Raw genomic sequence first — 14,148 nt, 5'->3', positions numbered from 1 at the left:
TTTCACCGGCAACTTTTTATTTTATTTCGATTCATCCATTTTCAAAATGGCCATAAAGGCTTCTTGAGGAACTTCTACAGAACCAATTTGTTTCATTCGTTTCTTACCTTCTTTTTGTTTTTCAAGTAGCTTACGTTTACGTGATACGTCACCGCCATAACATTTAGCAAGAACGTTTTTGCGTAAAGCTTTAATTGTAGAACGTGAAACAATTTTTGTTCCTATTGCTGCTTGAATGGGCACTTCAAATTGCTGACGTGGGATTAATTCACGTAATTTATCAACAATTAATTTCCCGCGCTCATAAGCAAAATCTCGATGCACGATAAAACTTAAAGCATCCACCTTTTCCCCGTTAAGGAGAATATCCATTTTTACAAGCTTAGATGGTTTATAACCAATTAATTCATAATCAAAGGAAGCATAGCCTTTTGTACTTGATTTTAGTTGGTCAAAAAAGTCGTAAACGATTTCTGAAAGCGGAATTTCATAAACAATACTTACCCGGATGTCGTCCAAATACTCCATCGTGATAAAATTCCCGCGTTTTCCTTGAGCAAGCTCCATCACGGCACCCACGTACTCATTTGGAACCATCACGGTTGCTTTGACGTAAGGTTCCTCAACCGAATCAATAACACCCGGTTCCGGCATCTCAGCAGGGTTGTCGACAACGATTTGCGTTCCGTCAGTCAAATTAACATGATAAATAACACTTGGAGCCGTCGTAATTAAATCGATATTAAATTCGCGCTCAATCCGCTCTTGAATAATCTCCATGTGTAGCAATCCTAAAAAGCCACAACGAAAACCAAAACCTAGTGCTTGCGAAGTTTCAGCTTCAAACTGCAAGGCCGAATCGTTCAGTTCAAGCTTTTCTAAAGCATCCCGGAGATCATTATATTTAGCTGAATCGATTGGATAAAAACCGCAGTAAACCATAGGATTTAATTTCCGATAACCTGGTAAGGGCTTGTCAGCAGGGCGACTAGCTAATGTGATTGTGTCCCCCACACGTGTGTCACTCACGTTTTTTATAGAGGCCGTCAGATAACCAACATCACCGACCATAAGATAGTCTTGTGGAGTCGCTTTTGGTTTGAAGACGCCAACCTCTGTTACTTCAAATTCTTTTCCATTTGACATCATTCGAATTTTATCACCTGGCTTAACAACTCCATCAATAATCCGAATGTTAGCAATAACTCCTCTATAAGCATCATAAACAGAATCAAAAATAAGGGCTTTAAGCGGTGCATTTAAGTCTCCAATTGGCGCAGGCACTTTTGCTACCACTTGTTCTAAAATATCTTCAATTCCAATGCCATTTTTGGCAGATGCAAGTACTGCATCACTTGCATCAAGTCCAATAACATCCTCTACTTCTTGCCTTACGCGCTCAGGATCAGCAGCTGGCAAATCGATTTTATTAATAACGGGCAAGATTTCTAAATCGTTATCAAGCGCTAAATATACATTAGCAAGCGTTTGTGCTTCAATTCCCTGTGCAGCGTCAACGACTAGGACTGCGCCTTCACAAGCAGCCAAACTTCTTGATACTTCATAAGTAAAATCGACATGCCCTGGCGTATCAATCAAATGAAAAATATAGGTCTCACCATTTTTGGCAGTATAGGAAAGTTGGACAGCATTTAATTTAATTGTAATACCACGTTCTCTTTCTAAATCCATGGAATCAAGCAATTGATCTTTCATTTCTCGATGACTTAACGCATGTGTCTTTTCAAGAATACGATCGGCAAGTGTTGATTTTCCATGATCGATATGAGCGATGATCGAAAAGTTTCTTATTTTTCCTTGTCTTTGTAACATTTCTTCTTTGTTCATTATCACAGCTCCTGATTCGGGCTCATCTTTATGGATGGCAAACTAAGATAATTATATCATGTGAACGCACCTTTATACAATGCTTCGGTTGTTCTTGAAAATTATTTTTTTAAATAAAATCATAAAGTATTATTGCATTCTAAATGGGTTTTCGGTATAATAACACTTGTTCATGTTTAATTAGAGGGTATGTGCACTTATCGATTAAGTGCTGTGATAACTTCATTCTTATCACGGAGAAATACTGCCTCATTTGTTTGGACGGAGGTGAATGGAATGCCAAATATTAAATCTGCAATAAAACGTGTAAAAACAAACGAAACTCGCAATAACCGCAATGTTGCTCAACGTTCTGCTATGCGTACTGCAATCAAAAAAGTTGAAGTAGCAGCAGCAAATCACGCTGAAAACACACAAGAACTTTTCGTAGCAGCTTCTAAAACAATTGATAGTGCTGCAAGTAAAGGCCTAATTCATAAAAACAAGGCTGCTCGCGATAAATCTCGTCTAGCGGCGAAAGTTGCTGGTAAATAATACTTGCTTATAAGCGGTATCAACATCACACAATTAAATTGTGTGATGTTTTTTCTTTTTATCGCTAAGTTCAAATAGAAACCACTCAAACTTCTGTTCCTTATTACCATAACCACTTTTCATTTCCAAATCAATTTCAGATAAACGTAATAATAAGCTTTCCAACTCTTCTTCTGCAAACGCTCTTGCTTGTTTTGTAGCCATTTTCACACGAAAAGGATGAACCTTAAGTTTACTAGCTGCTTGCTGAGCGCTATAACCTTGCTTTTCGAGAATTTTAAGTTGTGTGAGCAAACGAAACTGGCTAGCGATGAGCGCCATAATCTTAATGGGCTCTTCTTTTTGTTTTAATAAATCATAATAAATTCTAAGAGCAGAAGCGATATCTACTGCAATTATTTTATCGATTAATAGAAAAATATTTTCTTCTAGGGAGCGAACAACAAGCAGTTCAACATCAGCTATTAAAATCTCTTTTGTGGCAAATTTATAAAGCATCTGTTTTTGCAACTCATTCATAGCTGTGGTTAAGTTCCCTCCAGTTAATTCCATTAAACGGATGATGCTTGGCTGATCCATTTTAAATTGGGTTACTGTTATGGTGTTTTGAATCCATTTAATAAAACCAGCTTCATTTGGACGTTTAGCTTCAATTATCGTGGCTTGTTGCTTGATTAATTTTGTTAATTTTTTTCTTTCATCTAGTTTATCAACACGTGCTACAAAAATTAAAATAGAATAATCGGCAGGGTCTTGTAAATACGCTTCAAGTTTTTTTGTATGATGCTCGATTTTACTTTTCGTTTTTTCTGTCGTTAGGAAAAATGGGTTGCTTGCAATGACAATGCGTTTATCACCAAAAAAAGGTAGTGTTTCTGCCTCCTCTAGCACTTCATCTATTGAAGTATCTTCTAAATCAAAATGAACGTAATTAAACTCCATTTCCTCTTCATTTAAACTTGCAGCAAGTATTTTATTTTTGGTTTCATTGATAATATAATCCTCTGTTCCAACAATTAAATACACGGAGCTTAATTCTCCTGCTTCGATTTTTTTCCATTCAGCAAGCATGTGATCTGCCTCTTTTCTTTCATTTCTATTACTTATCGTAATCGAATAAAACAACAATTTCAAGTTTTAATTTAAGGCCGTTTGAAAGCCTTTTTGGAATGAATAAGTGATTTCACCATTTTGATCTGTTCGGTAAATATTTACTTGATACTTATTTAATTTTTTGAGGGTTTCTTCATGAGGGTGTTTAAAACGATTATCTTTGCCACATGAAATAATTGCTACTTCTGGTTTCACTTGTTCAAGAAATTCTTCTGATGTAGACGTTTTACTACCATGATGGCCTACTTTTAAAATATCAGCTTGTAAATTTTCTTTTAATAACGCCTTTTCGCCTTCCTCTTCTAGATCCCCTACAAAAAGCCAGTTTTTTTGATTAATATTGGCTTTAATAACAATCGAATCATTATTTCCACCCTGCCCTTCTTTTTTTGGATAAATAATATTGAAGCTTGAGCTTCCAGAATACCAAGATATACCAGCTTTTACCTCCGTTATCTTTTCCTTATCATATTCTTTTAATACTTGTTGCATTAATTTTTGTGAAAAGCCCCCCGAACCAAGAATGACTTGGTTTACTTTCATGTTTTTGATCAGATCAGGAAGTGCAGCCATATGGTCTGCGTGACTGTGTGTGATAATCACTGCATCAAGACTGCTAATTCCCTTAGCCTTCAAAGTGGGGACTAAAATATTTTTACCAATAGTAAACGGTTTTTTTCTGACTTGCCAAGCTTCTTTTTCAAAAGTCATTTGACCACCCGTATCAATGAGATAGGTTCCTTTTTGAAAAGGTAATTGGATTAAAATACTATCTCCTTGTCCAACATCAATAAACGAAATTTTTCCAGTAAATGGGAAGGAAACAAAGTACAAAAGCAGAAGATAAAGCAGACAAGGCATCCAAACGTTTTTTTGCTTTTCTAGATTATAAAAAATGAGGAACGTTAGCAAGATAAAGAAGGTTAAATAAAGCCAACTAGGACGGCCTGTAACCACTGTTTGTATTGGTATTTTCATGAATAATGCTGTCAATTGCTCAACAAATAAAAGGAGCGATGAAAAAATGGAGTCTAAAAATGAAGAGAATGGGAAAGGGCTTATGAAAAGCAAGACAAAGGCAAAGGGTACAATCAATATCGAAAAAAGTGGGACATAAATAAGATTTAATACTAAGCCAATTACTGAAAACTCATAAAAATGATACATCATGATTGGTGCTGCTGAAATTGTGGAGATAAAGGAGATCATAAAGCCTTGCAAAATACGATGATGGTAGCGTTTCATAATATACGGTCCTGATAGTAAAAGGGCTAGACAAACAGCATAAGATAACATAAAGCCAACGTTAAAAATAATCATTGGTGTGAAAATAAAATGAATTAAAAAAGCGATCGAAAAAGCTGTAAGACCTGTAATTGGTCGATTGTATTTCGTAAATATTATGAGTAACATCGCTGTTAAAACTGCCCTAATAACTGGTGCATTCAAGCCAGCTAAAATCGCATAACAGGGTAAAAAAAATAGCAATAAATTTTGTGCCGATTCTCGTGAGATACTAATTCTTAACATCACATAATAAATTCCCGCAATAAAAAGATGAACATGGAGCCCAGAAATAGCAAGTAAGTGCACGATTCCAAGTTGCTGATAGTCCTGATAGCGATCTTGGTCAAACGACTCCTTTTCACCAAGTAATAGGGCTTCTAAATAAATTGCTGTTTTTTCAGAAAAGTGTGTTTTTAAGTAGCGAATCATTGTTAAGCGGATATTTTTTAATGCAGTGGAAATTGTCAAATGACTTGATTGTAGTGATTTAATTGTATTTGCTTTTAGTTGAAAGTTGATCCCTTGCTTTGCTAAATATTCTTTATAATTAAATTGGGCAAAATTTCGATTGGCTTCAGGTTGTATGAGACTTCCAGTAATTTCTAAATGTACACCATAAAATAACCGATTTAAAACTGCTTTTTCCTTCGCTGATTTTATTTGATAGCTTAGTTTAAAGCGTTCATTTTTAGCTGATAAAATCGTGGCTTGAAATTGATCACCGTCCACTTTATATTGATCAATCATCGTAAATACACCGCTTTCGGTCTCTTTTTGCTCACTTGCCTTGTTTTGAGAAAAATATTGATAGCCAAAAAGATAACTCACCGTAAAAATAATAAGTAGGAAAAAAGAGAGCCCCGATTTCTTTCTTTTCCAGATCGTTAAAATCATAAATAAGACACTGAAAATGATTAGGAGTGCGATAGAATAGTAAAATAAAATCGCAATCACAAGCGTTTGGACCGCGATAAGAAAAATCGTACGCTCGATTTTCCTTCCCTCCCTTTATGATAATTTGTCTTGAATGTGAATGAATAATTGATTTGCGATATTTTCGTCAAGATTAGATTCTTGTAAAGCTTCTTTTATAGCGGTTAAAAGTTTTCCGTTATTCATGTTTAGTATGCTTTCATCGAACGGTACTTTTTTTATATTGACGTTAGCTTGGTCAAATAATTCTATTGCATAAGGATGATTCTTATAATCTTCCGCATAGTAAACAGACTTTATCCCAGCTTGAATAATGGATTTACAGCAAGCAACACAAGGAAAATGTGTGACATAAAGCTCCGCTTGATCTGTTGAAACTCCAAACTTCGAACATTGCAAAATGGCATTCATTTCGGCATGAATCGTGCGAATACAATGACCGTCGACAATCAGGCATCCTTCTTCTGAACAATGATCACAACCAGCAACTGATCCATTATAACCGCCAGCAATAATTCGTTTATCGCGAACAATCGTAGCCCCGACCATTAAGCGCGTACAAGTGCTCCTTGTTGAAATTAAATGACTTTGTGCCATGAAAAATTGATCCCATTCGATACGTTGCACTGACAAAACTCCCTTGTCTTTTTTCTTTAGTATAGTGCTTTTTTTACAGAATCGTCAACTAACTATTCCACCGTTAAATATTCGGCTAGTTTATCGATTGTTTTGGCACCGATGCCGGATATATTTTTTAAATCTGCTACTTCTTTAAATAGTCCTTCTTTTTCCCGATAGTCGATAATGGCACGCGCTTTGGCTGGACCAATTCCTGGAACGGTTGTCAATTCTGCTTCTTTGGCTTCGTTTAAATTGATTTTTTGCTTGTCATTACTTTCTTCGCTTGTTTGTATGGAGTCTTTTTCACCTTTTGAATAAACGGTGACAACCATTTCATCTTTCAACTTAGCTGCTAAGTTAATGCTTTTTGGGTCGGCATCGTTTAACAAGCCCCCAGCTTTTGCAACAGCATCTTTTACTCTGGCATCTTTTTTCAGGGTGTAAACGCCAGGGCTTTTTACTGCTCCTTTTATATCAATTGTAACGGTTGTGGTTGCTTCTACTTCATTATTTTCCTTTACTTTATTCGGTGGTTCTTCTTGCTTCTTTGTTTGCTGCTTTATTTCAGGGGTTTTATTTTGCGAAAAGTAGGTTAAGCAAGCAATGATTGAAAGAATGAATAGGATGGCGATAGCAATTTGTACAGGGCGCTGTTTTAATTTATCTTGCCACATCTTTTTTCCTCCTGTTAATTACTTATTCGCTATTTCTATAAAAAACCCTTTTATTTTTTTACAAGCAATGATTGCTTTTCTTCCTAGTAAAAATCAATTTATTTCTACAAAAAAACACTTTTCATCTAGAAAAATGTTTATACGCAACAAAAAAGATGCGTTCGCTTGTTTCATCCGGCTTTCTTTTTTTAAAATCAGCAAATACTTCGACCTTATCAAATCCTGCTTGAGATAGCTTTTCTATATAAACGCCTACTGGATATGTACGCTCCTTATGAAGCTCGTCACGGCGAAAATAGTTCCCGTCCTCCATCTCTACAAAAAAAGTGAGCTCATGATTGACTGAATGTGGGAATTCTCCTTTAAATGAATTCCAAATCGTCGCAACAAATTCATCACTATCCCCATAAGAATAATCTTTAAAGCCAACATCCATTTTATAAATAGAATGAACATCAAAAAGAAAAATTCCTTGAAAAGAAAGTGTTTTATATACAGCTGCTAGCGTTTCGTCTAAGTCTTTTTCCGTCTCCAAATAATTAAGCGAATCACAAAAGCAGGTGACAAGATCTACCTGATAAGGCAAATTAAGCGTAGTCATATTTTGCTCGTATAGTGGCACCTCCATCTCAATTTGAGCAAATTTCTTTGCTGCTACATTTAGCATTTCACTAGATAAATCTACACCAGACGCATCAAAACCAGCTAGTTTCATCCGCAGCAAAAATTCCCCTGTCCCACAAGCAAGGTCTAATACCTTTCCGCCTTCTTGCTTAATTAGTGAGAGGGTGAAAGAAAGCCACTCATCATATAATTCCTCATCCATCAATTGATCATAAACTTGCGGAAAAAATTCGTAACTCAAAATACTTTTCCTCCCAATAAAAAAGCCAAAAAGCGCGAAGACTCATTGGCTTTTTCTTTTAAGATGTGAATGCTGCTGTCACATTTTCAAGAGGCGCATCGCCCCATAATTTTTCAAGATTATAATAAGAACGTTCATCTCGGTTAAAGACATGCACAACGATTTCCCCTAAATCAATTAAGATCCATTTCGCTGCATCAAAGCCTTCTAAGCGCTTCACTTCGATTTGATTTTCTATTGCTTTTTCTTTAATTTCACGGGCAATGGCTTGCACCTGCTTATCAGAATTTCCGTGACAGATAACGAAATAATCAGCAAAGCTCGAAATCCCTTGCATATCTAATGCCAAAATATCCTCTGCGCGTTTATCGTCTGCTGCTTTAGCAACAATCATTAAAAGTTCATGATTAGTCAAATTTTAAGACAACTCCTTTATTTTCTTACGTACAAAATCATTATAAGCATCTAATGTATCAGGGAAGATCAAACTATTTCTTCCTGCTAAGAAAATCATTGTCTGCTCAAGAGCATACAGCATAGCATCATCTAATGATTTTTCAACTAGCTCTCTTGCTTTATCTACACCAGGAAAATCACGTCCTGGTTCCGTATAATCTGCTAGATAAATAATTTTATCAAGCGTACTCATAGCTGCTTTACCAGTTGTGTGCACACGGATCGCTTCAATAATTTCTGGATCGGTCACCGCAAACGCTTGCTGAATAAGATAACTGCCGACTGGCCCATGCCAAATCGATGGATGGAAATCAAGTAGCCGAGGATCTAGCTTTTGGTTAATGATGACTTCTTTTGCATGCTCATTGGAATAATATTTAGCATAATCATGTAAGATCCCAGCAATACTTGCTTTTTCAGTCGGAATATTGTAATGCTCAGCTAAATGAATGGCTGTTGTTTCAACGCCAAGTGAATGTAAATAACGCTTTTCGGGCATAGCTTGTTTCACTTTTTCAAGCATTTCAGTTCGTTTCATAGCATTTATGCTCCTTTATATATTGGACAACCTCAGCGGGTGTATAATAGTCAATTGGTTTGTTAGCTGCTATTTTCCTGCGAATAAGTGTTGAGCAAATCGCTGTTTCTGGCACATCTACCCAAAGAACATCAAACGCTGATTGCTTCAAATAATTAGGGCGATTCACACCAACAAATTGAACAAGCTGAACAAGCTCATTTACATGATACCATTTTGGCAAATATTCTACCATATCTCCACCAATAATAAAATAAAATAAGGTCTCTGGCTCTTCTGCCACCATTTCTTTCATCGTGTCAAATGTATAGGATTTTCCCTTGCGATGAAGCTCTCGTGGATCAATCTCAAAATAAGGGTTCCCTTTGATCGCAAGCTGAAGCATAGCAAGACGCTCCTCGTTGGATGCGAGAACGGTGGTTTCTTTATGTGGTGGCTGATTATTAGGCAAAAAAATGATCTTTTGAAGACCGAGCTTGTTGCGCACTTCATTAGCGATAATTAAGTGCATGATATGCGGTGGATTAAATGTTCCACCAAGGATGCCAATTTTCTTTTTCATCAAAAGAACTCCTTTTATGGCAAAATAATTTCTTTTTTACTTCTTGATTCTTTGTAGAGAATGATTGTACGACCGATCACTTGAACAAGCTCTGAACGCGTTCTCGCGCTTAAGGTTTCAGCGATTTTTTGACGATCTTCTTCAGCGTTTTGTAAAATGGATATTTTAATTAACTCGCGCGCTTCAAGAGCTTCAGTAATTTGCTGTACCATATTGGGATTCACGCCACCTTTTCCAACTTGAAAAATTGGCGTTAGCGCATGTGCCTGTTTTCTTAAATAACGTATTTGTTTTCCTGTTAACATGATGTCCTCCTATTTTGAAAGTGCTTCAAGTACAGCTTCTTTCATTAATTTACGATCTGGGGTAATTCCTGTCCAATATTTAAACGCGAGTGCTCCTTGACCAATAAACATCGATAAACCATTTTGTGTCTTCGCTCCTTTTTCACGAGCCACTTTAAGAAATCTGGTTTCAAATGGATTATAAATAATATCTGAAACAAGGGTATCTGCGGATAAGTTTTTAAGTGAAAGTGGCAACTGATCCTTTGTTTCTATAAGGCCAATGGATGTCGTTTGAATGATGATCGAATACTCACTTAAGCGAGCTTCTGCTTCAGCAATCGAAAGCGCTGAATCTTCTCTTGAAATGAGCATCTCTTTTGCACGCTGGATCGTACGATTGGTAACGTCAATGCGTGCCAAACTTCTTTTTTTCAACGTTAAATAAATTCCTTTACTTGCACCACCAGCACCAATAATTAATATTTTGTCGTTTGGATGAATTTTATAAATGTCCATCAATGCTTCAAAATAACCGTCACCATCTGTGTTATAGCCATGCCAACGATTATTTTCACGAACGACCGTATTGACTGCATAGCAGCTTTTGGCTAAACCATGAATTTCATCTAAATAAGGAATAATCCGTTCTTTAAAAGGGACAGTGACATTAAAACCTGATATATCCGATTGTTTAAGTCGCGTTATTTCGGCATCAAATCGTTCTGGATCTATTTGTATCGCATCATAATGCGCATCTAAACTAAGCTCTTGAATCAGGCGGTTATGGATGATTGGTGATAGCGAATGATGAATCGGATTTCCAATGACGGCATATTTTTTCAAGATGAATTCGCTCCTTTTTAAATAAACGCATCGCGAATCGTTACATTAACACCTTTTGGCACCCACGCGATTATTTTTGCCTCTCCTGCTGGAAGTGTAACCCAACCTAAACCAGAAAAAACAATGTCAGAGCGTTTATTTATTTTAAACTGATGGGGGACTAGTTCTGGTAATAAATCTAATTCATCGGTTGTTGGTGGAGCTAAAACTTCACCTTTTTGTCTTTCGTATAACTGGTCGGCATTTTCTAGTTTCGTACGATGTGGCTTAAGTTCTCCCGCCATATAAATGATGAATGGCTGTCTTTTACCTTGAACAAAATCAAGACGTGCCAATGCACCAAAAAATAGCGTTTGCTCTTCATTAAGCTGGAAAGTAATTGGTTTAATTTCTTTTTTAGGTGTAATCAGTTTAAGCGTTTTTGGTTTGATAAAATGAGCCATTTGATGGTGATTAATAATTCCTGGTGTATCAACTAATACATGATCATCTTCTAAAGGGATTTCAATTTTATCAAGTGTTGTTCCCGGAAATTGAGAAGTTGTAATGACATTATTTTCACCTGAAACAAGCTGAATAATTTTATTGATTAATGTTGATTTACCAACGTTTGTACAACCAACTACATAAACATCTTTCCCATGTCTAAGCTCTTCAATTTTATGAAGTAACAGTTCAACCCCATAATCTTTTTTGGCACTAATTAAATGGACATCTTTTGCCTGAACGCCTAAATCTTTTGCTCGCGTGCGCATCCAGCGAACGAGCTTGTCTCTTTTTAGCGATTTAGGAAGTAAATCTTCTTTATTCCCTACTAGAAGAATTGGATTGTTTCCAGCAAAGCGAGGCATTCCAGGGAGGAAGCTTCCATCGAAGTCAAAAATATCCACAACATAAACGATTAAAGCTTCTTTTTCACTTATCTGATTTAAAATCCGCAAGAAATCGTCATCGGTAAGTGATACATCTTGAATTTCGTTATAATGTTTTAAACGAAAGCAACGTTTGCAAATCATATTGCCCTTTTTTAAAGAAGAAGCTGGTACATAACCTGGTTTTGTTTCATCTTCTGTTTGAATAATTGCTCCGCATCCAATGCATCTTAATTCTTCTGTCAAAGCGACTCCTCCCACTCTAATTTTTGTTGTTTACTTAACTGTTTTAAAATAAATCGTTCCATCAGGCGATTAAATTTCGTCGCTAGTCCGTCGGTTTCCTTTACTGGACGAACAAAAATGGTCATCAATTTTTGTCTATTTCCACCTAAAATGTCAGTCATAATCTGATCACCAATCATAACCGTTTCTTCAGGTTTTACGTCTAATTCTGCTAATGCTTTTTGAAAATTTTTAGCAAGTGGTTTTTTTGCTCTAGCAATAAATGGAATATCTGCCCGACGTGCAATGCGTTCTACTCGCTCAACTGAATTATTGGAAAGGAGCATCACTTTAATTCCCTCTTCCTCTAACAGCGTAAACCAGTTAATAATTTCATCGGTTGCATCAAGCTCATCCCATGCAAGGAGTGTATTATCAAGATCTGTGAGCACGGCTTTTTTTCCTAAGTCGCGTAAATGTTCTGCTGTAATCCCAAAAGGAGTTAGCAGCATCTTATCTGGTGAAAATTGCTTTAACAATCAGTTGCACCTCAATTCAAAGTATACGTTCTTATCTATCTTAAGTAGATATTCTACAAAATTTTAACATCTTTTGCCCTTTTTTACAAAAAAATTTTTGTTTAATGCTATAATAGGGTATATTTTACCTGAGTAGTTTGCGAGGAGGAATAGATATGTCAGACCAGTATCAAGATGTTTTTGAACTTGATTCCATTTATCAAGGTGGAAGCTCTTCTACAGAATTAAAAGAAACATTAGAAAAAGCAAAAGAAACATTAGATCACTTTATTTCAGATATCAAAAACTGGAACATTCCTGAAAGCAAGGAAGACAGTGCTGAATTTTTGCTTCTTATCAATCAACAAGCTGATATTTCCAAAAACTTAATGAATGCGAGTTCCTATTTAGAGTGTCTTGCTTCTGCGGATGTAACTGATGAAAAAGCGGTAGAAATTAGTGCGTTGATTTACGCGTATGATGCGCTTTTACAAACGGCTGAAGACGAATGGCACCAAAAATTTGTCCAAATTGAAGACCTTGTTTGGGAAGAGCTCCTTCAAATCAACGGATTGGATTCTATCCATTTTGTTTTAAATGAAGCACGTGAAAATCGTAAATTAAAAGGTAGTAAAACACAAGAAGAGGTCATCAATGCTTTGTCTGTTGACGGCTATCAAGGCTGGTCAGATCATTATGACACCATCGTTAACAATATGCGTATTAAACTAGACGAAAAAAAAGAAATATCCCCGGGTCAAGCGCTCAATTTATTAAATGATCCTGATCATGCTGTTAGAAAGGCTACATTTAAAGCTTATACAGAAGCTTGGCAAAATAATCGTCGTATTTTTGCAGACACTCTTAACCATTTAGCAGGATTCCGCCTTGCTAAATATGCGATTCGCGACACGAAAGAAGTGCTCAACGAACCGCTTACATTAAATCGAATGCAGCCTGAAACACTTAAAGCAATGTGGCATGTTATTCGTGAGCAAAAACCGATTTTTGTTTCTTTCTTAGAACGGAAGGCCAAATTACTTGGTTTAGAAAAATTGAGTTTTTACGATGTTGAAGCACCTTTACTACTTGAAGGTGAACCAAAAAAATATAGCTACCAAGAAGGTGCTGAATTTATTCTTCGCCATTTTAACGCATTTAGTCCTAAAATGGCAGAATTTGCTGAGCATGCTTTTAAAAATCGCTGGATTGAAGCAGAAAATCGTGATAATAAGCGTCCAGGTGGTTTTTGTACAGATTTTCCAATCAATAAAGAAAGTCGTATTTTTATGACCTATGACGGGGCCCCTGGAACAGTAGCCACGCTTGCACATGAACTTGGGCATGCTTTTCATTCTTATGTGCTCCGAGATGAACCTTATGAAAATACACATTACGCTATGAATGTTGCAGAAACAGCATCTACTTTTGCCGAAATGATCATTGCCGATGCCGCAGTCAAAGAAGCAAAAACAAAGGCAGAAAAAATAACATTATTAGAAGATAAAATCGGACGAAGTATCGCCTTTTTCATGAATATTCATGCGCGCTTTTTATTTGAAACACGTTTTTATGAAGCACGAAAAAAAGGCGTTTTAACTGCCAACAGTTTAAATCGCTTAATGGAAGAAGCTCAGCGTGAAGCTTATATGGACTCACTCGCTGAATATCATCCTGAGTTTTGGGCTTCTAAACTTCACTTTTATATTGCTGACGTGCCTTTTTATAATTTTCCTTATACATTTGGCTATTTATTCTCACTTGGCATTTATCAGCATGCACGCAAAACAGGTTCAAGCTATGAAGACGATTATATTGCTTTATTAAAAGATACAGGGAAAATGACAACAGAAGAGCTTGCCCAAAAACACCTTGGTGTAGATCTAACGACAGCTTCTTTCTGGGAAGATACACTAGCGGTAACGGAAGAAGATGTGCGAGAGTTCTTGCGTTTAACTGAAGATATGTGATC

15 protein-coding genes are annotated in these 14,148 nt (G+C 36.4%); 2 read left to right on the top strand and 13 right to left on the bottom strand.

The window, feature by feature from the left end; genetic code table 11:
- Positions 1-21 precede the first annotated feature (21 nt).
- A complete protein-coding gene (gene lepA, locus G6Q10_RS03760) occupies positions 22-1,848 on the bottom strand; it encodes a translation elongation factor 4 (RefSeq protein WP_163653037.1) in 1,827 nt (608 codons plus the stop codon).
- Between the two features lie 276 nt (positions 1,849-2,124).
- Here lepA and rpsT point away from each other — a divergent pair, with 276 nt between their 5' ends.
- Positions 2,125-2,382 (top strand): 30S ribosomal protein S20, encoded by a 258-nt coding sequence (gene rpsT / locus G6Q10_RS03755; RefSeq protein WP_163653034.1) that lies wholly within the window; start codon positions 2,125-2,127, stop codon positions 2,380-2,382.
- Positions 2,383-2,415: 33 nt separating this feature from the next.
- Here the strand turns inward: rpsT and holA are convergent, their stop codons facing one another.
- The 12 genes from holA to G6Q10_RS03695 all read right to left on the bottom strand — a co-directional run bounded on the left by holA (position 2,416) and on the right by G6Q10_RS03695 (position 12,197).
- Positions 2,416-3,453 carry a DNA polymerase III subunit delta gene (gene holA, locus G6Q10_RS03750; protein ID WP_163653032.1) on the bottom strand — a complete coding sequence of 346 codons (1,038 nt, stop codon included), beginning with the start codon at positions 3,451-3,453 and terminating at the stop codon, positions 2,416-2,418.
- 66 nt (positions 3,454-3,519) lie between these two features.
- Positions 3,520-5,736 (bottom strand): DNA internalization-related competence protein ComEC/Rec2, encoded by a 2,217-nt coding sequence (locus G6Q10_RS03745; protein WP_255464900.1) that lies wholly within the window; start codon positions 5,734-5,736, stop codon positions 3,520-3,522.
- Between the two features lie 54 nt (positions 5,737-5,790).
- A complete protein-coding gene (locus tag G6Q10_RS03740; RefSeq protein ID WP_163653026.1) occupies positions 5,791-6,342 on the bottom strand; it encodes a ComE operon protein 2 in 552 nt (183 codons plus the stop codon).
- A gap of 62 nt (positions 6,343-6,404) precedes the next feature.
- Positions 6,405-7,010: a helix-hairpin-helix domain-containing protein gene (locus tag G6Q10_RS03735; RefSeq protein ID WP_163653023.1), complete on the bottom strand. Its 606-nt coding sequence runs from the start codon at positions 7,008-7,010 to the stop codon at positions 6,405-6,407.
- Between the two features lie 121 nt (positions 7,011-7,131).
- The gene (locus G6Q10_RS03730; RefSeq protein ID WP_163653020.1) at positions 7,132-7,875 is read right to left on the bottom strand and encodes a class I SAM-dependent DNA methyltransferase; all 744 of its coding nucleotides are present in this window, start codon (positions 7,873-7,875) and stop codon (positions 7,132-7,134) included.
- Positions 7,876-7,933: 58 nt separating this feature from the next.
- Positions 7,934-8,269 carry a ribosome silencing factor gene (rsfS, locus tag G6Q10_RS03725; protein ID WP_370519541.1) on the bottom strand — a complete coding sequence of 112 codons (336 nt, stop codon included), beginning with the start codon at positions 8,267-8,269 and terminating at the stop codon, positions 7,934-7,936.
- 24 nt (positions 8,270-8,293) lie between these two features.
- Positions 8,294-8,869: a bis(5'-nucleosyl)-tetraphosphatase (symmetrical) YqeK gene (gene yqeK / locus G6Q10_RS03720; protein WP_163653015.1), complete on the bottom strand. Its 576-nt coding sequence runs from the start codon at positions 8,867-8,869 to the stop codon at positions 8,294-8,296.
- A complete protein-coding gene (locus tag G6Q10_RS03715; RefSeq protein ID WP_163653013.1) occupies positions 8,856-9,431 on the bottom strand; it encodes a nicotinate-nucleotide adenylyltransferase in 576 nt (191 codons plus the stop codon). Before G6Q10_RS03715 ends, yqeK begins: the two co-directional genes overlap by 14 nt.
- 14 nt (positions 9,432-9,445) lie before the next feature.
- Complete coding sequence (yhbY, locus tag G6Q10_RS03710; RefSeq protein WP_163653011.1) at positions 9,446-9,736, bottom strand: ribosome assembly RNA-binding protein YhbY; 291 nt, start codon at positions 9,734-9,736, stop codon at positions 9,446-9,448.
- A gap of 9 nt (positions 9,737-9,745) precedes the next feature.
- Positions 9,746-10,561, bottom strand: coding sequence for a shikimate dehydrogenase (gene aroE, locus G6Q10_RS03705; protein WP_197914076.1), 816 nt, complete (start codon positions 10,559-10,561; stop codon positions 9,746-9,748).
- 17 nt (positions 10,562-10,578) lie between these two features.
- Positions 10,579-11,679 carry a ribosome biogenesis GTPase YqeH gene (yqeH, locus tag G6Q10_RS03700; RefSeq protein ID WP_163653009.1) on the bottom strand — a complete coding sequence of 367 codons (1,101 nt, stop codon included), beginning with the start codon at positions 11,677-11,679 and terminating at the stop codon, positions 10,579-10,581.
- Positions 11,676-12,197, bottom strand: a complete 522-nt coding sequence (locus G6Q10_RS03695) for a YqeG family HAD IIIA-type phosphatase (protein ID WP_163653007.1) — start codon at positions 12,195-12,197, stop codon at positions 11,676-11,678. The genes yqeH and G6Q10_RS03695 overlap by 4 nt, the downstream gene beginning before the upstream one ends.
- Positions 12,198-12,352: 155 nt before the next feature.
- Between G6Q10_RS03695 and G6Q10_RS03690 the strand changes: the two genes are divergently transcribed.
- Positions 12,353-14,146 carry a M3 family oligoendopeptidase gene (locus G6Q10_RS03690; protein WP_163653005.1) on the top strand — a complete coding sequence of 598 codons (1,794 nt, stop codon included), beginning with the start codon at positions 12,353-12,355 and terminating at the stop codon, positions 14,144-14,146.
- Positions 14,147-14,148 lie beyond the last annotated feature (2 nt).

The sequence above is a fragment of the Listeria sp. PSOL-1 genome (assembly GCF_902806445.1).
In the GTDB taxonomy this organism is placed as follows: domain Bacteria; phylum Bacillota; class Bacilli; order Lactobacillales; family Listeriaceae; genus Listeria.
The sequence above is the reverse complement of the archived record's forward strand: the minus strand, read 5'-3'. Positions and strand labels throughout refer to the sequence as shown.

What these genes read in the sequence shown, in the direction of transcription:
- lepA (WP_163653037.1), bottom strand. Translation starts at nt 1,848, where the DNA reads ATGAACAAAGAAGAAATGTTACAAAGACAAGGAAAAATAAGAAACTTT.
- rpsT (WP_163653034.1), top strand. Translation starts at nt 2,125, where the DNA reads ATGCCAAATATTAAATCTGCAATAAAACGTGTAAAAACAAACGAAACT.
- holA (WP_163653032.1), bottom strand. Translation starts at nt 3,453, where the DNA reads ATGCTTGCTGAATGGAAAAAAATCGAAGCAGGAGAATTAAGCTCCGTG.
- G6Q10_RS03735 (WP_163653023.1), bottom strand. Translation starts at nt 7,010, where the DNA reads ATGTGGCAAGATAAATTAAAACAGCGCCCTGTACAAATTGCTATCGCC.
- rsfS (WP_370519541.1), bottom strand. Translation starts at nt 8,269, where the DNA reads ATGATTGTTGCTAAAGCAGCAGACGATAAACGCGCAGAGGATATTTTG.
- yqeK (WP_163653015.1), bottom strand. Translation starts at nt 8,869, where the DNA reads ATGAAACGAACTGAAATGCTTGAAAAAGTGAAACAAGCTATGCCCGAA.
- G6Q10_RS03715 (WP_163653013.1), bottom strand. Translation starts at nt 9,431, where the DNA reads ATGAAAAAGAAAATTGGCATCCTTGGTGGAACATTTAATCCACCGCAT.
- yhbY (WP_163653011.1), bottom strand. Translation starts at nt 9,736, where the DNA reads ATGTTAACAGGAAAACAAATACGTTATTTAAGAAAACAGGCACATGCG.
- G6Q10_RS03690 (WP_163653005.1), top strand. Translation starts at nt 12,353, where the DNA reads ATGTCAGACCAGTATCAAGATGTTTTTGAACTTGATTCCATTTATCAA.